22 protein-coding genes are annotated in these 22,485 nt (G+C 38.4%); 3 read left to right on the top strand and 19 right to left on the bottom strand.

The annotated features are described in order from the left end of the window. Nucleotides 1–39: 39 nt before the first annotated feature. From B2906_RS08340 to B2906_RS08415, 16 genes are all read right to left on the bottom strand, one after another. Nucleotides 40–252, bottom strand: a complete 213-nt coding sequence (locus B2906_RS08340; RefSeq protein WP_144604897.1) for a YgaP family membrane protein — start codon at nucleotides 250–252, stop codon at nucleotides 40–42. A gap of 102 nt (nucleotides 253–354) precedes the next feature. Then, the gene (locus B2906_RS08345) at nucleotides 355–1,377 is read right to left on the bottom strand and encodes a glycoside hydrolase family 113 (RefSeq protein WP_255590578.1); all 1,023 of its coding nucleotides are present in this window, start codon (nucleotides 1,375–1,377) and stop codon (nucleotides 355–357) included. Nucleotides 1,378–1,388: 11 nt separating this feature from the next. Beyond that, on the bottom strand, nucleotides 1,389–2,606 hold the full coding sequence (locus B2906_RS08350; protein ID WP_219958665.1) for an alpha/beta fold hydrolase: 1,218 nt from the start codon (nucleotides 2,604–2,606) through the stop codon (nucleotides 1,389–1,391). Between the two features lie 5 nt (nucleotides 2,607–2,611). Beyond that, nucleotides 2,612–3,352, bottom strand: a complete 741-nt coding sequence (locus B2906_RS08355; RefSeq protein WP_286937673.1) for a DUF6503 family protein — start codon at nucleotides 3,350–3,352, stop codon at nucleotides 2,612–2,614. Nucleotides 3,353–3,358: 6 nt separating this feature from the next. Beyond that, nucleotides 3,359–4,096 carry a DUF6503 family protein gene (locus B2906_RS08360; protein WP_286937683.1) on the bottom strand — a complete coding sequence of 246 codons (738 nt, stop codon included), beginning with the start codon at nucleotides 4,094–4,096 and terminating at the stop codon, nucleotides 3,359–3,361. Continuing rightward, nucleotides 4,086–5,435, bottom strand: a complete 1,350-nt coding sequence (locus B2906_RS08365) for a glycosyltransferase 87 family protein (protein WP_286937697.1) — start codon at nucleotides 5,433–5,435, stop codon at nucleotides 4,086–4,088. Before B2906_RS08365 ends, B2906_RS08360 begins: the two co-directional genes overlap by 11 nt. Further along, the gene (locus B2906_RS08370) at nucleotides 5,425–6,318 is read right to left on the bottom strand and encodes a hypothetical protein (RefSeq protein ID WP_286937700.1); all 894 of its coding nucleotides are present in this window, start codon (nucleotides 6,316–6,318) and stop codon (nucleotides 5,425–5,427) included. Before B2906_RS08370 ends, B2906_RS08365 begins: the two co-directional genes overlap by 11 nt. A gap of 39 nt (nucleotides 6,319–6,357) precedes the next feature. Further along, nucleotides 6,358–7,050 (bottom strand): glycosyltransferase family 2 protein, encoded by a 693-nt coding sequence (locus B2906_RS08375; protein WP_286937705.1) that lies wholly within the window; start codon nucleotides 7,048–7,050, stop codon nucleotides 6,358–6,360. A gap of 3 nt (nucleotides 7,051–7,053) precedes the next feature. After that, complete coding sequence (locus tag B2906_RS08380) at nucleotides 7,054–8,526, bottom strand: cellulose synthase family protein (protein WP_286937713.1); 1,473 nt, start codon at nucleotides 8,524–8,526, stop codon at nucleotides 7,054–7,056. Then, nucleotides 8,519–10,063 (bottom strand): 4Fe-4S binding protein, encoded by a 1,545-nt coding sequence (locus B2906_RS08385; protein ID WP_286937717.1) that lies wholly within the window; start codon nucleotides 10,061–10,063, stop codon nucleotides 8,519–8,521. Before B2906_RS08385 ends, B2906_RS08380 begins: the two co-directional genes overlap by 8 nt. Continuing rightward, a complete protein-coding gene (locus B2906_RS08390; protein WP_286937725.1) occupies nucleotides 10,060–11,415 on the bottom strand; it encodes an NAD(P)/FAD-dependent oxidoreductase in 1,356 nt (451 codons plus the stop codon). Before B2906_RS08390 ends, B2906_RS08385 begins: the two co-directional genes overlap by 4 nt. A 34-nt stretch (nucleotides 11,416–11,449) precedes the next feature. Further along, nucleotides 11,450–12,214 (bottom strand): DUF547 domain-containing protein, encoded by a 765-nt coding sequence (locus B2906_RS08395; RefSeq protein WP_255590575.1) that lies wholly within the window; start codon nucleotides 12,212–12,214, stop codon nucleotides 11,450–11,452. An 81-nt stretch (nucleotides 12,215–12,295) separates the two neighbouring features. Further along, nucleotides 12,296–12,808, bottom strand: a complete 513-nt coding sequence (locus tag B2906_RS08400; protein ID WP_219958656.1) for a rhodanese-like domain-containing protein — start codon at nucleotides 12,806–12,808, stop codon at nucleotides 12,296–12,298. Between the two features lie 36 nt (nucleotides 12,809–12,844). After that, nucleotides 12,845–13,558 carry a Crp/Fnr family transcriptional regulator gene (locus tag B2906_RS08405; protein ID WP_091654161.1) on the bottom strand — a complete coding sequence of 238 codons (714 nt, stop codon included), beginning with the start codon at nucleotides 13,556–13,558 and terminating at the stop codon, nucleotides 12,845–12,847. Nucleotides 13,559–13,627: 69 nt separating this feature from the next. Next, entirely contained in the window at nucleotides 13,628–14,101 is a 474-nt protein-coding gene (locus B2906_RS08410) for a type I restriction enzyme HsdR N-terminal domain-containing protein (RefSeq protein WP_219958655.1), read from the bottom strand. Between the two features lie 29 nt (nucleotides 14,102–14,130). Next, the gene (locus B2906_RS08415; protein WP_219958654.1) at nucleotides 14,131–14,805 is read right to left on the bottom strand and encodes a ComEA family DNA-binding protein; all 675 of its coding nucleotides are present in this window, start codon (nucleotides 14,803–14,805) and stop codon (nucleotides 14,131–14,133) included. 182 nt (nucleotides 14,806–14,987) lie between these two features. On the opposite strand from B2906_RS08415, the gene hemA reads away from it, so the two are divergent. Together hemA and B2906_RS08425 are read left to right on the top strand one after the other, a co-directional pair. Continuing rightward, a complete protein-coding gene (gene hemA, locus B2906_RS08420) occupies nucleotides 14,988–16,256 on the top strand; it encodes a glutamyl-tRNA reductase (RefSeq protein WP_219958653.1) in 1,269 nt (422 codons plus the stop codon). A gap of 80 nt (nucleotides 16,257–16,336) precedes the next feature. Then, on the top strand, nucleotides 16,337–17,905 hold the full coding sequence (locus B2906_RS08425; RefSeq protein ID WP_219958652.1) for a WG repeat-containing protein: 1,569 nt from the start codon (nucleotides 16,337–16,339) through the stop codon (nucleotides 17,903–17,905). Nucleotides 17,906–17,914: 9 nt separating this feature from the next. Here the strand turns inward: B2906_RS08425 and floA are convergent, their stop codons facing one another. The 3 genes from floA to proS form a co-directional block, all read right to left on the bottom strand. Continuing rightward, entirely contained in the window at nucleotides 17,915–18,925 is a 1,011-nt protein-coding gene (gene floA, locus B2906_RS08430) for a flotillin-like protein FloA (protein WP_219958651.1), read from the bottom strand. Between the two features lies 1 nt (nucleotide 18,926). Next, on the bottom strand, nucleotides 18,927–19,385 hold the full coding sequence (locus B2906_RS08435) for an NfeD family protein (RefSeq protein WP_219958650.1): 459 nt from the start codon (nucleotides 19,383–19,385) through the stop codon (nucleotides 18,927–18,929). A gap of 90 nt (nucleotides 19,386–19,475) precedes the next feature. After that, entirely contained in the window at nucleotides 19,476–20,957 is a 1,482-nt protein-coding gene (gene proS / locus B2906_RS08440; protein WP_219958649.1) for a proline--tRNA ligase, read from the bottom strand. Between the two features lie 122 nt (nucleotides 20,958–21,079). Between proS and B2906_RS08445 the strand changes: the two genes are divergently transcribed. Next, complete coding sequence (locus B2906_RS08445) at nucleotides 21,080–22,441, top strand: hypothetical protein (RefSeq protein ID WP_255590573.1); 1,362 nt, start codon at nucleotides 21,080–21,082, stop codon at nucleotides 22,439–22,441. Nucleotides 22,442–22,485 lie beyond the last annotated feature (44 nt).

Below are 22,485 nucleotides of genomic sequence, written 5' to 3' on the forward strand. Positions count from 1 at the left end.
AGCATGACTTCTAGCTTTTCGCCAAACTATTACGCATTATCATTTACTTTCTGCTCTTGGGCAGGTGTTGATTCCCACCAATGTATATAGTGGGCAAAAACCAACTAGGGTTGTTAAAGTGAAAATAGCAGCAATCACAATTGCCACAATTCCAATGATTCCGGATATAAAATTTGAGAAGTAGAGAGCGACAAGAATGGCGGCGATCGTCAATCGAATTGCTCTATCTGTGGTACCCATGTTCTTTTTCATGACTCTTGAAGTTTGGTTAGAAATGGACTGCTTATTAAGCTTATTAAAGCTAGCTTATCCATTACATGAAAAAAATGACAAAAGTCACAGTAGGAAATGAATTCAGTCAACAAGAAAATATTGTTGCATCACCTTCTCGGCTTTAAGTCCTTGAGGAGTAAAGTCAGGATCCCGCCTTTTTCCTTCAGGATACCATTTCCAAAAATATACTCCTGCTAACCAGTCTTTTTGATAGGCCGTTTCAAAAAACGACTGATAGCAAATAGCCTGAATTTTTTCTGACAAGGCTATCTCTTTTCGTTCATTCGGCCAAACCCAAGGCTCTTTTGCCGCATCTACTGTATTACAATATCCTATCTCCGTGAATAAAACAGGTTTTCCAGTTTTTCTAACCAGCTTTTCAATTTCTTGAATGTGATTTTCCCAAGATCTTTTCAAATCTTTAAGATTGGGAGTCTTTTTATCAGATAAAGGAAAGTAGGCTTGGATTCCAATAAAATCCAATTCATCCCAAAAATTCACTTTCTGATATTCAGTGAAATTGGCAGCATAAGTCAATTGACCGGAATAGACTTTTTTTACTGCTTGAATAATTTTCCTCCATTCTGCTTCCCTTTGGGAGGTTTTTTCCAATTCAGTTCCTATACAAAGCATTGGAATCCCCTCTTTTTCAGCAAGGCGGGCATAGTCGACTATGAAGTTTTCATAATTTTCAAACCAAATTTTCCAATCAGCTTCATTAGTCATTTCGATCTCACCCGGCCAACTTCCACGAGCCCAAAGATGCGGCTTGAGCATATTGTGGATATTGAACTTCTGCGAAGAGTCCAGAGTAGCTGAGATTCCTCTACCAGATTCTCCCCACCATTGCCTATCATTTTCAACCTGCCACCTGATTTCGGGATTATTGATTTCCGACTGCCAACCAAATGGAGTTTGGGAAATTGCATTGATACCATTGGCGGCTAATTCCTGAAATTCTCCCCCTTGTAGTGGATTTCTACTACCTACCCAACAGACGCCATTGTACTTTTCTTTCCATACAGGAAGGTTAGAATCGAAGGAAAAAAACCAGAAAAAGGAAGATATGAAGACTAAAGCAACCGAACTTAAGAGGTATTTCATGGGGAGATTTTTCACTTGCTGAGTACGGTATGGATGACGATATCTTCTTCTAAAGTTCTGTGGACTGGGCATCGATTCGCTATTTCGAGCAATCTTTGCCGTTCCTCCTGATTCAAATCTCCTTCTAATTCTATCACCCGGGTAAATTGAGATACCTTGGCTGATGGTTCATCAGGATTTTCACTATCCTCTTTGTGGACTTTTTGATGATCTAAGTAAACTCTCACCTCATCCAGGTTCCACTTTTTTCGCTCTGCATACATTTTCAAGGTCATTGCAGTACATGTCCCTAATGACGCCATCAATAAATCATAGGGGGTAGGTCCTAGATTATTGCCACCCACATCTTTTGGCTCATCTGCGATCAAATGATGAAAAGGTGTTTTAACATCCGTAGTATAGCCTTGATTTTTACTTAGGCGAACCATCACAGGATTACCTTTGGTGTCATTCTCTACTGCTTGCTTGGATTCAATATAACGATTACTCCAGGAAGCAATCACCTGACCGATGTAAGCAGCATCTTCAGTTTTGGACACCAAATGGTCTGCCCCGTCCAAAGAGACAAATGATTTAGGATGAAAAGCAGCTTCATAAATCATCTGAGCATTTTTGATCTCAACAATCTCATCTTGCGGTGAGTGAAGGATCAATAATGACTTCTTTAATTTTTTTAGAAAGCTGTCTATAGGTTTCTTCTCAAGGTCTTTGACAAACTCACTGCTAATTTGAAAAGGACGACCTCCTATGAAAACTTTGGCTTTTCCTGACTCTTCTATTTCCTCAATACTATTTTGAAAAAGATGCTTTACGTGTAATGGATCAGCTGGTGCTCCCAAGGTCACAACAGCACTTACCTCTTCCAAATGAGGAGAGGCATATAATACTGCTGCACCCCCTAAGGAATGACCAATTAGCATTTTTGGAGCCTCGTAATTCTCCTTTAAAAAAGCAGCTGCATCCAGTAAATCTGAGATATTAGAACTGAATGTACTATCTTCAAAATCTCCCTCACTCCTTCCTAATCCGGTAAAATCAAAGCTAAAAACCGCTACTCCTTCTTGAGAAAGTGATTTGGATATTCTACTGACGGCAGAGAAGTTTTTGGAACAGGTAAAACAGTGGGCAAAAATTGCATAAAATTTAGGCTCTCTATCTAAAGGCATATATAAATGAGCCGAAAGATTGATGCCGTCGCTATTTGAAAAAGTAAGGGATTTAGGATTCATAAAATTTATTTTTTTAACTCCCGAACCTGAATGTTTTCCAGATTGATTTCAGAAAGTAATTCTAATTTACCTTTTTCATAAAGGACTTGCATGCTGTCAACAGGAGTATTTTTATCCTCTGGTTTAAGATTTAAATAATTCTGAAACCTTATTCCACCTTTCTCAACAGCATTGCTCACTTCTCTCATACGCACTCCACCTCCATCAGTATGATAGCTGTATGCTAAATAATCCATCAAGTAGTCCTCTTCCCCTATCCAATATAAAAACTGATCATCGAAGTCTTCTCCTCCTCCTTCTTTTTGAAAAGTGACTTTGATTAAATGATAAGACTCTCCGTTCAACTCTATTTTTCCAACATATTTCTTGATTACTGCAGGATCATTTAAGCCATAAGGTAAAAAAGCAAAATATGCAACAGAATTTACAGATCTTGAAAATGCTCCTATTCTTTCTTCTGTTAAAGTATCGATCTTTACAGAATTGACGGTTCGTGTAAAACCCTCATTATTGAGTACATCTTTCACCATTCCAGTGGAATCCTCAAACTCCCTGATATACTCAAATGAGTTCTCTGATTTATAGATCGTATAATGAATATTTCTAAAGTCAAACTCAATCAAAGAATTGGGATAGTTATTTCCTCCATGTGCCTCAATTGCCAAATCCACAATTTTTTCAGCTTCCGTTTTTGAGTTACATGATATTAATGTAATACTTAAAACAAATATTATTAAATATTTCATTTTCTGTTATTTAACATTTTCAATTTCAAAATCACTATAGCTATACTCGGCCCTCAAAAAGGTGTTATCGCCTGCTTCGTTTACTCTAAAGCTTTTTCTTTCTCCGTAGAATATAAACGGATCAGCATAAGAATAATTCAAGTTTTCGATCCGGCTTCTGTGATCGGAAAGCTGAACTTCATTTCCTACCATCATATAGCTATCAGCATCAAAAAAATACCACCAAATATCTTTCCCGGGACCATAATCAACTTTAACTACTTCTACTGATTTTGAAAAAATTTCTCTTTTACCAATATAGGTAAGTTTAGCCCCTTCATCCTCCAATAATTTCCACGGCTGGGCTATGACATAAAAAGCAGCATCAAAATCCTTCTTCTTAGAAGCTAAAAAATCCGGGTTTAGTACAGGGTTTCCGGCAATAGAATAATGCATGGACTCTCCGTCAAAATGAGCTAAATGCTCCACAGAATCTTTCTCCCAGCGGATAGTTCCTTCAAAAGAAGGTTGTAGCCTAAAGCTTAAAAACTGATCGGTTTCACTCTCAACTGTTCCATCTTCGAGTAATAATCTAGTCCACTTTCTGAATCGGATAGTTTCTACTTTATCCCAAGCATTCCATCCCCCATGTGCTTCAATCGACTTTTCAAGAATATCTTTTGCCTGCTTTTCCTCCGAGGGAGTACAAGAAACTAATGCGGCCGATACAATTAAAAAGAGGACATATCTTTTATTAAGATTCATTTTTTGAAAGTTTATTGAGAGTAGAGAAGAATTGAGGGCGATAATCCCAAACCAAAGCTATCAGCAATAAAGCATATTCTAGCACCAAGTAAAAGCTGCTTTCTTCAAAATTAGGGTTTCCATATGCCTGATAGGAAAAAATCACTGCAAAGCTCCATACCAAAAAGGACTTTTTCCCAGTCATCAAACTCAATCCTAATCCTGGAATTAAGTACCAAGGATGTATAACTGGTTGAAGCAATAAGTAACTCAGATAGATCAATACCCATAAATCTGCCAGCTTAAAAAGTGACTTGGGCGCTTTTTTCCAAGAAATAAACCAGACCCAAATCACAAAGGTCAAGCTTAGAACTTTACCTAAAGTCTCGATTGTATTATAGCCTTTGATCCAAAAGCCCACCTCTCGGAGCAGGTAATAAATTGAAGCATTGAATTCAAACTTTCCCTGATATAATCTGATACTTTGTAAAAAATTAATCCAGGCATCATCCCAAACTAACCCAATAAATGAAATGCAAACAGCTAATAGAGTTCCAATCCAAAAAAACGGACTGAATTTAATTTTTCTAAAAAACAACCAAGAAGGTAGGAAGACAAAAGGCAGAAGCTTTACTCCTATGGCTAAGCCCCAAGAAGTGCCAGCTAGAAATTTCTTGTTTTTTGAATATGCGATCAATGAACCTAAGAGGAACATCAGAACTATGCCTTCAAAATGAAGGTTGCCTATGACTTCTAATATCACCAAAGGATTGAGCCAATATAAAACCAAGTTTCTCAATGGCACATCAAACCTTCGGAACAGCTTGAGTAAGCCGAAAAAGACCAAAAGCTCACCAAGCAATAAGAAAGATCTGAGTGAAATTATTCCGAAAAGCGTGTTTTCCCCACTGGCTTCCGCAGCCAATCCAAACAACAATTGATTGGACGGCGGATAAACTGAATAATAATTCGGAGAATTCAAATAAGGATAAAGGCGCTCAAAAAACTCCAGCTCGTTGGCTGAATCTTCTACCAATTTCTGAGGAGTTTTGTCATAGGGATTCCCCTCTAATCTGACTATTTCACCATCCCAAAGAAATCTAGCATAATCATCTGATAATAAAGGTATTGAGTGAGATAATATAAACCTTAGCAAAAATCCAAAAAGAAATATACCCAACCATATTTCCTGATATTTCTGAAGCTTATATATTCCATACATCCCCAAAAAAGAAAGGGAAAATGCTGCAAAGAGATATGGGAAATTCTCTCTGGAAATAGAGTATCCTAAGGAATAAACACCAATGACTAGAAAAGCGCCAAAAATTAATAATAACGCCTTATGCTTATTACTTTTCAATTCCTAAATCGTTTCTCAGAGGCTCAAATAATTTTTCATTTTTATTCCAATAATCCAGCATATTGAGACTTCTTCGAGTAGCTTTAGTCACTTCCTGATCACCATTGCTTTTGGTTTGGATTTCCTCCCAGGCTAAGATTTCGTATGGAAAAAATTTCTTGTATTGTATTTTCAGGGTTCTTCTGAGTTGCGGATAATCCACGATCAACTCAGAGCTGTTTTCACCTAGGTCATTTTTGCTTATATCAGCGCGGTAGTCTTTTAGTTCTACATGAGAAAACCTTTGAAAAGTCAATCCCGGAATTAATCTGGCATCTCCTTCAACAATCAAATCAGGATTCAAGCGAATCAAATTAAATAACTCATCCTCCGCCTTGGCATCGATTTTCAGCTCCTGATCTCCTTCCGATTCAAAATATGAAAACAACTGCACTTTATAGGCACTGTTTTTCCAATTCATCTGAGTAAATGCCTGACCACACCATTCTGTGACCGAGGAGACTATTTTATAGGAATTGAGCTCCTCATAGATGGGTGTAAAAACTGACAGCATAGTATTATAAGGGTAAACTCCTGTGACAAACTCTCTCGTCATGTTGAGCTTCATAACCTTTTTGGCATCCCTTCCTGCTCCGGAGGGATCATCTAGCTTCACCTGTTTCCTTTTGGAAAAATCCTCCGTCACAAAAATTAATACGGCAGTACCATTTCTGGATTCTCCGTACCTAACCTGCTCCAAATCAAAAACATTGATTTCGGCTTGACCCTGATACCAATAGCCTGCAAACTGTTCTTCTTCTACTCCATCCCTACCTTTGGGGCCGCAGGCGTAAATAGAAAATGCCAGCAAAAATATCAGTAATATGTTTCGGGAATTTCTCATAAGTATGAAGATTTAAAAACTTCTCTAAGATTGCCAAAATTACCAATACTTAAAAATCGTATAGATAATCTTATAGCCAGCACCAAAAACTCCTTTAACAGTACCGCTGACTTTGGACACTCCTATTCTTTTTCTATACCTTACCGGAACTTCAGTATACCTCAGACCTGCTTTATGGGCTTTGATCTGCATCTCTATAGTCCAACCATAATCTTGGTCCACCATATTGATGTCCATGAGCTTTTGCCATACAATAGCTCTAAAAGGGCCTAAATCAGAAAATTTAGCTCCTTGAATGTATTTCATCATGGTTGTGGCAAGCCAATTACCAAAGACCTGAGGAAAAGTCATGGACCCGGATTCCCGCTCCCCTTGAGCTCTCGAGCCAATCACCATATCTGCTTGTTGATTGATAATTGGCTGGATTAAACCTGTCATTTCTTCCGGATAATCTGAATAGTCTCCGTCCAAAAAAACCACAATATCAGGCTGAATTTCCTGAGATCGAATCCAATCCATGGCTGTTAAACAAGCTTTCCCGTAGCCCTTTTGTCCTTCAAAGACGACTACTGCTCCCGCCTGCTCTGCTACATACCCAGTCTGATCTGTTGAATTATTATTGGCAACGACAATATTTCTAACCCAGCTGGGAATATCTTGTATAACCTTGGCAATAGATTTTTCCTCATTAAATGCAGGAATGATGACGTCAATTAGGTGATTTGGAAACATGAATTATCGCCCTAGGGCATAAGATTTAAAGGAACTGATGAAAACTAGGGAATAACCCACCGCTAGCATCAGATGGAAAGGTAGGAAGAGATAGTTTTGTTGAAATACTCCAAGTACAACCATTCCAATGAAAACAAGAGCCAAGGCACCTTCCAACCAAGTCGTTATTGGCATTCTTAAATTGATGTATTGATTGGTGCGAAGACTGAATTTTCCTCCTTCCAAATTGAATTTTGGTGTCCGGATAAAGGGTGATTTCTTTCCAGTTAAGCCTTCCATAACCGCTTGGGTATTATGTAATGCCATTCCCATGGAAACAGACAGGAATAAGGGTAATAGAAAAATAGCCTCGAATAAGCTTTTGAAAAAATGTTGCTTTCTATAGAAATAGGAAACCAAATAGATCAAGGATATAATGGCAAAGCCCACCAAAGAAAAGCTTGCTAATTGAATCCAACCTGGACCTAAAATTTGCTGATCTACTAACCACCAAACCCCAATACTGCTCAGACTGACAATCAGTATAGCCAAAAATATGGTACTGTTAAATAAATGAGCCATTGCATGAATTTTCACATGTGCTGGCAAATTTGTCTTTAGAACTGCAGCCCCGTGTTTAGCCGCACATTCTGCCCCACCTTTGGTCCATCGGAACTGCTGGGATTTAATAGCTGACATGATGGGAGGAAGTTCTGCAGGTGATTCCACTTCAGGCCTGTAGATAAATTTCCAACCTTTTCTTTGAGCTCTATAACTCAGGTCCAGGTCCTCAGTAAGGGTATCGTCATGCCAATTCCCCGCATCAAGTATAGTTTCCTTTCTCCAAATACCTCCCGTACCATTAAAATTAATAAATGCACCTTGACGGTTTCTTCCCATTTGCTCGATTAAAAAATGAGCATCCAGTGCAAAAGCCTGTAGTCGGGTTAACAATGAATAATGCTGGTTTAAATGAGTCCAACGACTCTGAACCATTCCTACTTTTGAATCTGAAAACCAAGGAATGGTTTGTAGCAGGAAATTAGGATCAGGAATGAAATCCGAATCAAAAATGGCAATAAATTCACCTTTAGCTACTTCCAGCCCCTCTTTTAAAGCTCCAGCTTTAAAACCTTTTCTATCAGTTCGGTGAATGTATTGAAAGTTAATTGTGGGATACTCCTTTAATTTCTCCTGAATCAATTCTTTGGTTTGGTCAGTACTGTCATCCAAGATCTGAATTTCTAATTTCTCAGATGGATAATTCAGTTTTGAAACAGCATCTATCAACCTTTCAGCCACGTACATTTCATTGAAAAGAGGAAGCTGAACGGTGATTTGTGGCAACTCGGAAGGATTGGAGGGTGTGGGCTGAGGATTTCTTTTCTCCTTAAAGAAAAAAAGCAATAGATGCCCTTGGGCCAAACTATAAATAAATATGAGTACCATTCCCAAGAGATATATCCCCAGAAGAATGAATGCTAAGATCTCAGGCATTGACTTTAATGGAATCGTTACCGATCAAAATCGGATTTTCGTTAATTCGTCCCTCTTCAGGACCATTTTCTAGTTTTAATACTCCTCTTGGACAAACCGCAGAACAAACCCCACAACCTACACAAGAAGAGCGCACAATATTCTGTCCTCTTTGAGCATACCATCTGACGTCAATTCCCATTTCGCAATAGGTTGAACAGTTGCCACATGATATACACTGACCACCATTGGTCGTAATTCTAAATCTAGACTTGAACCTTTGAACCATACCTAAATAGGCGGCCAAAGGGCATCCAAACCTGCACCAGACTCTATTTCCCATAAATGGATAGAAGCCTGTTCCAACCACTCCCGCAAACGCGGAACCAATTGCAAATCCATAAAACGAATGTAGCTGGTTGGTGACATTTCCCAAAAAGCTAAATGATGAAAAATAGTTTGCAATAGTAATCAAGGTCATCACCACCGCCAAAACCAAAACCCCATGGATCAGGTATCTTTCAATATTCCAAGCTTTTAAGCTTTTGTCAGAAAGCTGTCTATAAGGGTCTCCAACAGTTTCGGCTAGTCCACCGCATCCACAAACCCAAGAGCAATACCACCTTTTACCATAGAAATAGGTGAAAAGAGGTACAGCAATGATTATTAATAGAATGCCCCATATCAACATGAACATACCTACACCTCCACTGGAAAGAAATGTGCTTATCTGATAATCATAGAAAAAATCATAATCTAATGGCCAAATATTCTTGAAATCATAATAGGGCTGGTTGAGCAATACTAAAATTTCTGGTATCAGGAAAGCAAATGCAGTCTGAAAAAACATGACTGACGCTGTTCTAAGCTGTTGGTATTTATTTCCTCTGTATTTTCTAAACATTCGGATACCCATCACCAAAATGGCAAGTGTGTAAATAAATCCATACAAAAACCATTGGCTAGCAGGATTTCCGGATAGTAAAAGGCTTAGGGGATTGACCATCCAGACAGCATTTACCATGTAGGCAGGAAACCAGTATAGAATGATATAGAATAAGATTAGATAGGTTCCGGTAATCATACCCAACCAACCTCTATTTTTCATTTTAGAGTGAAAAATTCCATTGTTCTTTATTCCTTCAGGCTCTCCTTGATGTTTGGGAATATTATATAATAATCCTCCCAAAACCACCAAGCCAATAGACAGAAACAAAAAAAGTAAGGGTTGGGACTTGACTGGACTTTGCACAGATGCTTTTGTCAAAGGAAACGTGTAATCATCCCATATTACCTGATCCCATTGCTGATTATCCTTGCGTTCTTGATTGTAGTCATCAATTTTACCATTAACCTCAGAAATAAATGTGAAATTCGTCTGATAGGTTTTTCCATAGAGGGGACTCAATATTTCATTCATTGACTCCTGATGGATTTCTTTGGATTGAGATAAAACTATCTCCTCAGAAAGTTGATAATTGCCCAAAAAGGGAATGATAGTAAAAGCTAACAATCCTCCTAGAAACAAAACCAAGCCTAATTTTTGAATTAATTTCATAATCTTGCTCCTAGTAGTTTTTGAATAAATGATTTTTTGGAAGGAGTAAATTCTCCACCAAATTGGTCTTTGTAGACCTTTTGGATTTCGCTGATATAAGGAGCATAAAATTCCGGGTCAAAATTAGCTTTTGATAAATGAGCAATCACTTTTTCTCCAGTCCAACCTTGGCTAATTGCTTTATCAAAAAACTCATGCTTAAGCCTAAACCCAAAATTATTAACTCCAAGAATTTTCTTTTCCTGATCCATCAGCATTCTAAATGCCACTTTACCTGAACTGTGCTCCCAATAGAAATTGATCGCATTATCTTTTTCCCAATCAGCTGGAACAGTTCCGTATGTCTGGTATTCTATATCTAAAAATTTTGCTGAATTAAACCAAACTCCAGGATTATACTGTACAGGCTTTTTAATCAAATTATGAGCTAGCGTCTCTCCATGCATTCTTCCCGTATACCAAACCTGTTCAATATTTTTGCGGTCTTTCCCGGGCACTTCCCTAAACTCTGCACAATCACCTATGGCAAATACATCAGGCAAGTTGGTTCTGAAATATTGATCTACCAAAACTCCTCTTTTTAAATCCAAGTCAGAATTTTTAAGAAAATCAATATTCGGTGAAACTCCAGCCGTCAATCCTACAAACTGACAATCTATCAACTCACCATCTTTGGTTTTTACTCCTTTAACTTTTCCGTTTTGATCGCCAATTATTTCATCTAACTCAGCATTGAGTCTCAAATCAAAGTGATGTTCTTTTATATGTCTGCCTACAAGTTCCGATTCTTCTTTAGGTAGGACATTATTCCAAAAGCCAGCTTCTCTAACTAGAAAAGTGACACTGATTTTCTTGTAGGAGAGCATTTCAGCCATTTCAATACCTATCAAGCCCCCTCCTACAATAACTGCATGAGAAACCCCCGACTCAGTGGTTTTTTCCATTAACTCCAAATCTTGCTTGGAATAAAGACCTTGAACATTGGCAAGATCCTGACCAGGCCAACCAAACTTATTTGGCTTAGAACCCGTCGCTATCACCAATTGATCAAAAGATATAGAGTCACCATTGGTAAACAGAAGAACCTTCGAATTAAAGTCGATTTGCTTGACCCACCCTTCTTTCAAATCGATCCTGTTTTTCTCCCAAAACCAATTTTCATAGGGCTGTGTATGTTCAAACTTCATATGCCCCATGTAAACGTACATTAGGGCTGTTCGAGAAAAGAAATACTTACTTTCTCCTGAGATAACAGTGATTTTGACATCACTATCCAGCTTCCTCAAATGTCGGGCACAGGTTATCCCTGATATTCCATTTCCAATGATAACTATGTGCCGGGTTTGAGACATTACTGGGTGAAAGGTTGGTGGTTGGTTGTAAATTCTACTCGTTCAAACTCCAGTTATAATCTAGATGATTGACTTTAGCGTTGGAAGAGATTTTTACTTTACTGTATTTGTTAAGATAATCAATCAAGCTACCTTTCTTGGTAAAATCACCTTTGAACCAAGAGAAAATTGATGAAATCTGAACCTCATCTTTTGAGATTTTATTGTACTTGGGATTATTAATAAATTCCCTCGCAGACTGATCCAGTTGCTGATCAATTTTAGAAGCAACATAAGCCTCATTTTTCAAAGGTGGACAGGAAATAGATGCACAATTGATAGCAAAATGTATTCTTGGTTCATTGAATTCTTTTCTAAGAATTCCATGTTCTATCTCATCCAAACTGGACTCTTGACCTCCAATGCTGAAGAACTTATAGTGCCAAACATCCTTAATCAAAGGAATTTTCAACTTAGGTCCTAAATCACGGATACTCTCAACAGGATAATTGTCTACGATTAATTTTACTGTAAAAGCATTGTATGCATTAATCCAGTAAGCAAGCTGTTCATTTTTACTCCAAGCCTTTCTGTCAGGAGCATTGTTTGAAAGTGAATTTAAATACTTCTCCAATTGAGGTTTGTCCTTGATGAAACCTTTATAATCTACCAAGCCGTTTGGCTTCACGTGTTTTTTTAGCAACTGATCCCAAAGTTCATGACTTGGTGGAGTCGTACCTGCCATTCCTATGCTGGAGTTTTTACAGCTTAAAATAGTCATGGTTAAAAATACCATGATCACTGTTTTGATAATGTTCATAATGTGTCTGTTTGGAATCATTTACGAGGTTAAGCAAAAGTAAGATTGAGCAAATTAACGTATTGTCCTGAGTCTGACATTTCATTCATAGACTTTCACGCCCTTGTTGAGCCAAATGCCCCAGGCACGTGTATAGGTATGAACTTTATCTGTTCTTTTTTCGCCCTTGTACAATGGATACTCTTCATTGGCCCAATGAATAATACCTCCATAGAGGTTGTAAACTTCATAGCCATTTTCTACCAGCTTTTTCCCAACACTTTGAGATCTTGCTCCCACTGTGCAATACACTAGCACCGGTTTTGACTTATCTAAACGATCTAAATTAAAGGTTGGAAATTGATCATACCCAACCCAAATCGCATCTTTTAAATGACTGACTTGGTACTCTTCTTTTTCACGGGTATCAAGAACTTGATAAGAAGATAGATCATCGATTTCTTCTGGGTAGAGCACAGGGAAATCTTTTTCATAGAGCGTACTCAACAAGGTCTTATATGCAAAAGACTGAGGAAGTGCCTCTTTGAAAGGGATAATCGAAAATAGAATCAAACCAATAATTAAGGAGAAAATGCCGGGTTTTGGTGCTTTCATACACACAAAACTTCAAAAAATACAATATGGTTCTGATTAGGCATAGAAATCCGAAAGTCTCGCCAAACCTCTTTTATCCTTTATGATTATTTTTTTACCCTCAAACTCTATCAGGCCATCTTTCTTGAATTCAGAAAGCAGACGGATTACGGATTCCGTAGCTGTACCAACGATTCCAGCAATTTCTTCTCGAGTTAAAATCAAATCAATTTTCTGACTATCTCCCCCTTCAATACCGTATGAACTCGCAAGATGAATCAAGACAAAAGCTAATCTTTCCCTAATACTTTTTTGCGTTGCATCAGTAAGTTTTTCTTCCATCACTCCCAATTCATGACTCAATTCCTTTGTCACTCTTTTAAAAAATTGAGTATTGCCTAATAAAGTATTTAAAAATGCCTCTTTTGGGATAAAGCAAATCTTAGCATCCTCAACGATCATAGCTGAATTGGTGTAGTTTTCTTCACCCAGCAGGGCGGCATAACCTAAAAAGTCGCCCTCTTTTCCTAAGTGGACAATTTGTTCTTTCCCATTTGAGGCTGTTTTATAAACTTTTACTACTCCAGAATTGATACAAAATATTCCTAGTGGTTTGGTGCCTTCATAATACAGAATTTGACCTTTCCGATGAGAAATCAAATTTTTATGATCTGAAATTGAGCAAACCTGCGCATGTGACAAGTCCGACATTAAGGAATATTTGCGACTGGCACAGAGTTCACAAGGCGTATTATGAGGTTGATTAGACATGCTGGGTCTTTATATATGTTTCAATTATTCAAGATAAAAAAAGACTGACTAATATCATAAAATAAGCAACTATTTCGGGGCTTCCGGAAACTTTTTAAGCTGAACAAATTTCTTTTCTTCATATAACCACCGGAGAGATATATGAACCAAACCATTACTCAAAATTAGATATTCAGTCTGAAGTTGGTGATGATAAAGGCAGGCTTGTTCTACAGTCTTTTGGTTGATGGGTACTTGAGGAGCTTTGCACTCAATTAATAGATAGGGCTTTCCTTCTGTATTCCAAACCACTAAGTCAGTTCTCTTTTGGAGCTGATTGTATTTTAGGCCTTTCTCCAAGGTTAGCAAGCCCTTAGGGTAATTCAAATTTGAAATCAAATAGGAAATCCAATGTTGTCTAACCCATTCTTCCGGAGTCAGGACCAATTCCTTTTTTCTTAAACTGTCGAAAATCCAGAATTTTTGTTCTCTTTCAGAAATCTTCGACTGAATGTCGGGTAAATTTAAAATCGGTAATTGAAGTTTTCCTTCTTCGGATTTCATATCCCAAAGATGGCAGGAATTCTTAAAAATTAATCTGAAAATGAGAGATAAGGAGACAATTTATTCACCCAATCTTCCTTGAATATTTTAATTTTTAAGAGATCATCCGCGCTTGAAAATGGCCCATGTTGATTTCGGAAAGCAAAAATCACCTTAGCCTCCCCGTAACCTATATATGGATGTTTCGCTAGCGTATTAATGTCAGCCTGGTTGATTGGGATTTTCCTTAGACTAGGTCGATCAAAGTCAAAATAATTCCAGATTTGGTCAGCTACCTCTTCTTTCATTCCAAATACTTCCTTTAATTGATCCTTATGAACCAATCCACCTAAGTTCTCACGAAATTTAATAACCCTTGATGCCATTGCTGGCCCTATGCCCGGAACTATCTGCAATGTGATAGAATCAGCCTCTGAGAATAATATTTTTTGAACTGAGGCCGGAAAAATAACTTTTCCCGTATCTAAAGGGTTGAAAATAGGTAAAGGAGAAGTAGCTGGCTCAAAACCACTTATCAATAAAGAGTCAATTAAATAATCTATTCTAGACTGTTTTATCTCTGATTTTCTTCCCTGAACCTTTTGTATGAAAAAAGGAAGACAGATTATTAAGAATAAAAACGGAACAAACAGCACCAAACCTTTGGACTCTTTGTTGCTAAGGCCGAGATAGAGTTTGAGGAAATAAAAAAACTTCTTAATCATAAAAAAATATCAATAGATTTCTTCAATAACGTATAAGTTAAGAATATTGGACTAACATTCAAAAATTACCGAACTTTGAAAGGTTAAATTTAATTTAGACGAATTCTAAATTGATTAAGGATTATAAGAAAAAATCCTTTGAAGCTGATTTGTCTCTTAAATTTGCACCCAAGACTGATGCTATGCAGATAAAATTTAGAGCTTTAAGTTTATCACACAAAACCGCCCCTGTTCAAATCAGGGAACTGATAGCATTAGATGATCAAGCTATCCACAGTATCTTAATCAAGCTGAAAGAATTTTTCAGCCTAGGTGATGCTTTGATCCTATCTACATGTAATCGGACAGAGGTCTATTACAGCCATGATTTGGATCTTAGCACGGAGATCATCAAGCTAATTGGTTTGGAAAAAGGAATGACTGATGTCGTTGATTATTTCGATTATTTTGAGATTTTCAATGATGACAAGTCTGCAATCAATCATTTATTCAGAGTCTCCATGGGTCTAGAAGCCCAAGTTGTTGGAGATATTCAAATATCAAATCAGGTAAAAAGAGCTTATCAGGCAGCAGCCGATTTAGACATGGCAGGTCCATTTCTTCATCGATTAATGCACACGGTATTTTTTACCAATAAAAGGATTGTACAGGAAACTTCCTTCCGAGACGGTGCTGCTTCTTTGTCTTATGCTGCTATCGAACTGATTGAGAGTTTAACATCAAATACTTATCAGCCTAGGGTTTTATTGATTGGTGTAGGTGAAATTGGAGAGGATGTGGCTAAAAATATGGTCTACCTCCCTGATGCCAAAGTCAAAATCACCAATAGAACTCAATCTAAAGCAGAAGCAATTGCTGCTGAATTAGGCTTTGAAGTAGTTCCTTTTGATGATTGTTTGGATGCAATGAAAGAAGCTGATGTTATTGTTAGCTCCATTCAGCGCTCAGAACCCTTTATCACCAAGAAATTGATCAGTGATTTTGAAATTCAATCCTACAAATTACTGGTTGACCTTTCGGTTCCTAGATCTATTGAAACTACAGTTGAAGATATCCCTGGAGTTATACTATATAATGTAGACAACATTCGAAGTAAAGCTACAGAGGCATTGGATAAGCGTCTTGCTGCCATTCCAAGAGTTGAAGAAATCATCGAAGAAACAATTGAGGAATTTTCCAGCTGGAAAAAGGAGATGCTTGTATCCCCTACCATCAATAAATTGAAGCAGTCTCTAGAGCAAATCAGGCAAGAAGAACTGGCTAGATTTATGAAAAATGCTTCCGATGAGGAATTTGCAGTAATCGACAAGATTACCAAGAGCATGATGCAAAAAGTCCTCAAGGTTCCAGTGGTTCAATTGAGAGCAGCCTGTAAAAGAGATGAGGCTGAGGAAATGATAGAATTCATTTCAGATCTATTCGATTTGAATCAGGAAAAGACTGAAAATTAAAAATAATTCATACCATTAAACGACCAAAAGGGACTTTCCTCTTTTGGTCTTTTTGTATCCACTCAATTGCAAGTCGTCTTATGACCAAAACTTTACGCTCTACTTTCCTACTTTTATTATGCACTGTATTGATTCATTTCTCTACAAAAGCCCAGACATGGGAAGTTTACGATTATGATCTCCAGCTGAAAAGCAGATTGGTCTATCAGTCCATCGCCATATTGAGCGATGCGGTAAAGATTGGAAAAAATGAAAATGGACTATTCTTACTGTCCAATGATTATAAACCAGCAGTCCAATTAGAAGGAAAAGAGATTTATCAATTTTTGGAACCCTGGATTCTTATGAAAGGAGAAAAGGGCATTGGTGCTTATCATGAGTACGGTCAAAAAGTCCTCAATTTGGAGTTTGATGAAATTCAAACTTATTACAACTTTTTGTTAGCTCGAAAAGGAAACGAGTATTGGGTATATCAAAGAGGAAAAGGGACAACAAATTACTTGGGGGAACTTGATGAAGCAAGAATTTCAAACGTTGGACAAATCATTTCCCGAAAAGGAAACTCCTACTTTCTTCCGCTTTCTTCTAATCCAGATCGGCCATTTGAGAAGTTAGAGGACAACGATGGGGAATATATTTTGGCAAAGACCAAGGACGGCTATGGCTTGGTGAATGTTGAAGGAAATCTAGTCCTAGATCCGGTAATTGATGAATTACAGCATACCAAAGGCAATTTCTATTATGGCTTTGATGAGGGGCAATATGTACTCATTGAAGGCGATTTGGTCCAAGCAAATATCAGGTATAATTCTTACCACAAAATCACTTATCAGGACGGATTGATGCTTGAATATATTCATGGAAAACTCCGAAGAGTGATGGAGGGAGATGGAATTCTTCTGGATGCTGTAGGAATGACAGAGGTAATAAGAATCGATCAAGATCTGTATAATGTCAGATTCAGAGACGGAAAGCTTGGCTTACTTGGAATAAAAGGGTGGTTGGTTAATCCGACAGATAGCTTGGAGAAAATAGAAAATGGATCCGAAGGTTATTTCCCTGCCAGAAAAAAGGGGCAATATGGCTATGTAAATAGAGAAGGAAAATGGCTGATCAAACCGACATACGATCTTTCGCTTAATTATTCCGAGCAAATAGCTGCTATTAAGTCCGGTCTTTATTGGGGTGCCATTGACAATTATGGAAAAGTTATTCTTAACCCAGAATGGGAAGAAATAAAAGCCTTTCAAGGTGGTTTTGGTGTAGGTAAAAAAGAAAATCGATTCTACCTTTTTTCCAAAGAAGGCAATCAATTAACTCCTGGAGGTTTCAGCAAAATTTGCAGAATCGATAATGGCTATTTCTTGGTAGAAAATGATCAAAAGGTTGGCCTGCTGGACCCAAATGGAAAGCAAGTTCTTTCCCCTGATTATGAATATTTAAAAAGGGAAAGAGCCAATTGGGTCATAGCCAGAAAAAATAATAAGAGCGGGCTAATAGATGAAAAAGGAGAAACGCTCTTACCCTTTGATTATGAGGAAATCCTTTTTGATAATGCAAACAGGCAAATTTTGGTTAGGGGAAGTTACCAGCCAATCTTGGTTGTAGAACCTGAAACGCAGGGAAGAAAAAGAAAAAGGGGCAATTAAGCCCCTTTCTTATTTTTTATCTCCTCTGGATTTTCCAGAATCTTTAGAATCATCATCCGATTTTGCAATAGACTCTCTCATAGAAGTATCTGACTTGATATTCTCCATTCTATAATAATCCATCACTCCCAGTTTTCCTGATCTGAATGCCTCAGCCAAAGCTTTAGGAACCTCTGCTTCTGCTTCAATAACTTTAGCCCTCATTTCTACATTTTTAGCTTTCATTTCTTGTTCCAAAGCAACGGCCATAGCTCTTCTTTCTTCAGCTTTAGCTTCAGCCACTTTCAAATCTGCAGAAGCCTGATCTATTTGTAATTTTGCTCCAATGTTCGTCCCCACATCGATATCAGCAATATCAATGGATAGGATTTCAAATGCTGTTCCCGCATCCAACCCCCTTTGTAATACTAGTTTGGAGATTTTATCAGGGTTTTCCAATACGCTTTTATGTGTATCAGCAGAACCGATTGAGGTCACAATCCCTTCTCCTACTCTTGCCAAAATGGTGTCCTCTCCTGCTCCACCAACCAATTGAGCGATGTTTGCCCTTACAGTAACCCTTGCTTTTGCAATCAGTTGAATCCCATCAGCGGCCACAGCGGCTACATTAGGCGTATTGATTACTTTTGGATTTACAGAGATCTGAACAGCTTCAAACACATCTCTACCAGCCAAATCAATGGCCGTTGCCTGCTTAAAGGTCAGGTTAATATTGGCCTTATCAGCAGAGATCAAGGCTCTAATAACATTAGGCACATTACCACCCGCCAAATAGTGGGTTTCCAGATCATTGGTGGTTAAATCCAATCCAGCCTTAGTGGCTGTAATCATTGAGTTCACAATGATGCTTGGTGGCACCTTTCTAATTCTCATTCCGATAAGCTCCCCAATGCCTACTCTAACATTGGCAAATTGAGCAGTAATCCAAAGATTAACCGGCACAAAGTATAAAAAGATGAAAAGTAAAATGATGCCTGCAAATGCGGCAATCAAAATGAAAATTGAACTAGATGGATCCATATTATTTGACTATTATTTTATTGTTTTCAACCTTGATAATGGTAATATCAGACTCAACTGGTATAAAACCTGACTCGGACTTTACTTCATATATAGAGTCCTCAAAGGACGCTTTTCCGATCGGCTTGATATCTGAAATTGCCTTTCCCTTCATGCCGGCTTCCAATCCTAAAGTCCTTCCGTCGAAAGTGCCTCCTTTTATTGCGGACTTGAGGGAAAACTTATCCCAAACCCCTGATCGAAACCCATAAATCATTGCCGCCAAATTCAAAATTGCGGCAATGCCGGTGATCCACCAAGCAGTTTCTGGAGAATAAATACTAAATGCATAAATGACTCCAGCCAAACTGATTATTAATCCCAATATCCCTACTACAGTGGTTCCAGGAATGAATAATACTTCTGCTAGCAGCAATATTAATCCTATTCCCAAAAGACTAGCTAAAATGACAACACTCATTGATTAAGAGATTAGATTCCTAAAATACTAGAAACAATTGAACCCTTAACATTTTGCAAAAAAAAACCCGGAATTAAATCCGGGTGAAGTTTAATAAGCTTTAGCAAATAAGACTCTGCCTTGAGATGGCTTACCAGTGAGAATGCATTTGCCTTCTTCCTCTTTCTGATCCAAAGGAATACAACGAATCGTTGCCTTTGTCAACTCCTTGATCTTATCCTCGGTTTCAGAAGTTCCATCCCAATGAGCAGATACAAATCCTGCTTTATTATTTAACACTTCTTGAAACTCATCCCAAGAGTTGACCTCAGTAGTTTTTTCTTTTCTAAAGCTTAAAGCCTTTTGGTAAATACTATCCTGAATCTCATCCAATAATTTAGGAATCATTATCTCGATAGGTTCAGATGAAAGATCAAAAGTAGACTTTGTTAAAGTATCTCTTCTGGCCAATTCTATTGTTCCATTTTCGAGATCTCTTGGGCCTATCGCTATTCTCAATGGTACTCCCTTCAATTCATACTCTGCAAATTTCCATCCTGGCTTGTGTGTATCCCTATTATCAAATTTGACAGAGACACCAACTTTTCTTAAAGCAGCCATGATTTCATTCGCCTTTTCGGAAATAGCATTCAACTCTTCTTCCGCTCTGTAAATAGGAACAATGACAACCTGAATTGGAGCCAATTTTGGAGGCAAAACCAATCCGTTATCATCTGAATGAGCCATGATTAGGGCACCCATCAGACGTGTACTTACTCCCCAAGAAGTTCCCCAAACAAAGTCAAGCCCTCCTTCTTTGGTTGCAAATTTTACATCAAATGCCTTTGCGAAATTTTGGCCTAGAAAGTGGGAAGTTCCAGCTTGCAGCGCCTTGCCGTCCTGCATCATTGCTTCAATACAGAAGGTCTCATCAGCTCCGGCAAATCTTTCATTCTCAGTTTTTCTGCCTTTTACGACCGGTAAGGCCATGAATTCTTCAGCAAACTGAGCGTAAACATTCATCATCTGAACAGTTTCATCCATCGCCTCTTCTTTGGTAGCATGAGCGGTATGCCCTTCCTGCCATAAAAACTCAGCGGTACGGAGGAAAAGCCTAGTTCTCATCTCCCATCTTACCACATTTGCCCATTGATTAACTAAAAGCGGTAAATCACGATAGGATTGAATCCAATTTTTATAAGTGCTCCAAATAACTGTTTCAGAAGTAGGTCTTACAATCAGTTCTTCCTCCAATTTTGCCTCTGGATCAACAATAACCCCAGAACCATCTTCTGCATTTTTCAATCTGTAATGAGTGACTACCGCGCATTCTTTGGCAAAGCCTTCCACGTGTGAAGCTTCTTTGCTCAAAAATGATTTAGGAATAAATAAAGGGAAGTATGCATTGGTATGGCCAGTTTCTTTGAACATTCGATCTAGCTCGGCCTGCATTTTTTCCCAAATAGAGTATCCATAGGGTTTGATAACCATGCAACCTCTTACTGCTGAATTTTCGGCTAGGTCGGCACGCTTCACTAACTCGTTGTACCATTGGGAATAATCCTCGCTACGCTTTGGTAATCCTTTACTCATACTTGTTGATTTGGATATGAAATGTCTATATTTTTGCTAAATTGAGCGGGGCAAATATAACTTAAAAAGTATAACCCTTCACTCGGTACGCCGTATAACATAGTAACAATCCAACTTCTAGTATGAAGAAATTTTCAAAAATATTAACTCCAGCAGTCATAGGGACATTTATCCTGGCTTCTTGCAGTACATCTCAGATGGCATCTAGAGGCGAGACGGATAACTTGTACTTTATGGCTTCTGACGCAAAACTTGTAAGTCAGTATGCGGTTCAAAACAACAGGCCTGAGACTTTTCAGGAGTTTGATGCTTTGAGCAATGTACCTGATGAAAGTTTTTCTAGCAGAAACGTTAACCCTGATTACCTTTCAAGATACCAATCAGAATCAGTAGAAACTGGCGATGAGGTAGTTTATTTTGATGAATTTGAAGGGCAACAAAATTCAGGAAATATCGACGCATACAATAATTATAGAGTGGGTGGTGCTAATACCAGTCCATTCAGCAATCCTTCCATCAACTTCAATATGGGATTGATGTATGGCTTCAATCCTTGGGGATTCGGATTCTTCGACCCTTTCTGGGGTCCAGGATGGGGATTCAGACCAGGCTTTAATGTAAATTTAGGTTTTGGCTGGGGTAATCCATTTTATGGACCTTTTGGAAGACCTTTCGGAATGGGCTTCTATGATCCTTTCTGGGGACCAGGTTTTGGACCTAGATTTGGAGGATGGGGATTCCCAGGTTATGCATGGGGAGGTTATCCAGGCTGGGGCATTCCAGTATATGCGGGTAATCCAATTTACGTCCTTCCAGGAAGTGAATTTAGCAACAGAGGAGTTGTTAGAGGAGCTAGACCAACACGTGGTGCCGGCTTAGCAGGTGCAGGTTTTGATAGAGCTAGTTCAGCAGCTTTACCAAGTACAGCAAGAGCCGAGGCCAGAAGAAACGTATTGAATCAAAATCGAGGCCTAGTAGGTTCAGATAGAGCAAGATCTACTTCTCGTGATTTCAGCTCAAGTCAAAATGACTATTACAACTCAGGTAGATCAAGAGTTTCAACTTCAAGAGTTGGGGCCCGGTCTGCAAGTTCACCTGCTTTAGACAGATCGTCTTCGATTAGAACAAGAAGTGCAATGCCTTCAGCAAGACCAACAATGAGATCTTACGGAAATACAAATTCCAGAAGTAGCATGGATAATTATAGAAGACCTTCTTCAAGTCCATCCTATGGTAGATCATCTAGTCCTTCTTATAATAGAAGCGCGGTACCAAGTAGAAGTGCTAGTCCTTCATACAACAGAGGTTCAAGCGGTACAAATTCAAGAAGTGTTTATACTCCTAGCAGAGGTTCTTCCGGAGGTAGCGTAAGCGTACCAAGTAGAAGTTCTTCCGGCGGAGGAGGAATGAGTTCTGGTGGATCCCGAGGAGGGGGCGGCGGAAGCAGCTCCTCATCAGGATCTAGAGGAGGAAGGGGGAATTAATTCCCCCCTTTTTTTTGCCAAATTCTAACCAAAAAGTACATTTT

Source organism: Algoriphagus sp. UBA3586 (assembly GCF_002376385.1).
Taxonomy (GTDB): domain Bacteria; phylum Bacteroidota; class Bacteroidia; order Cytophagales; family Cyclobacteriaceae; genus Algoriphagus; species Algoriphagus ornithinivorans.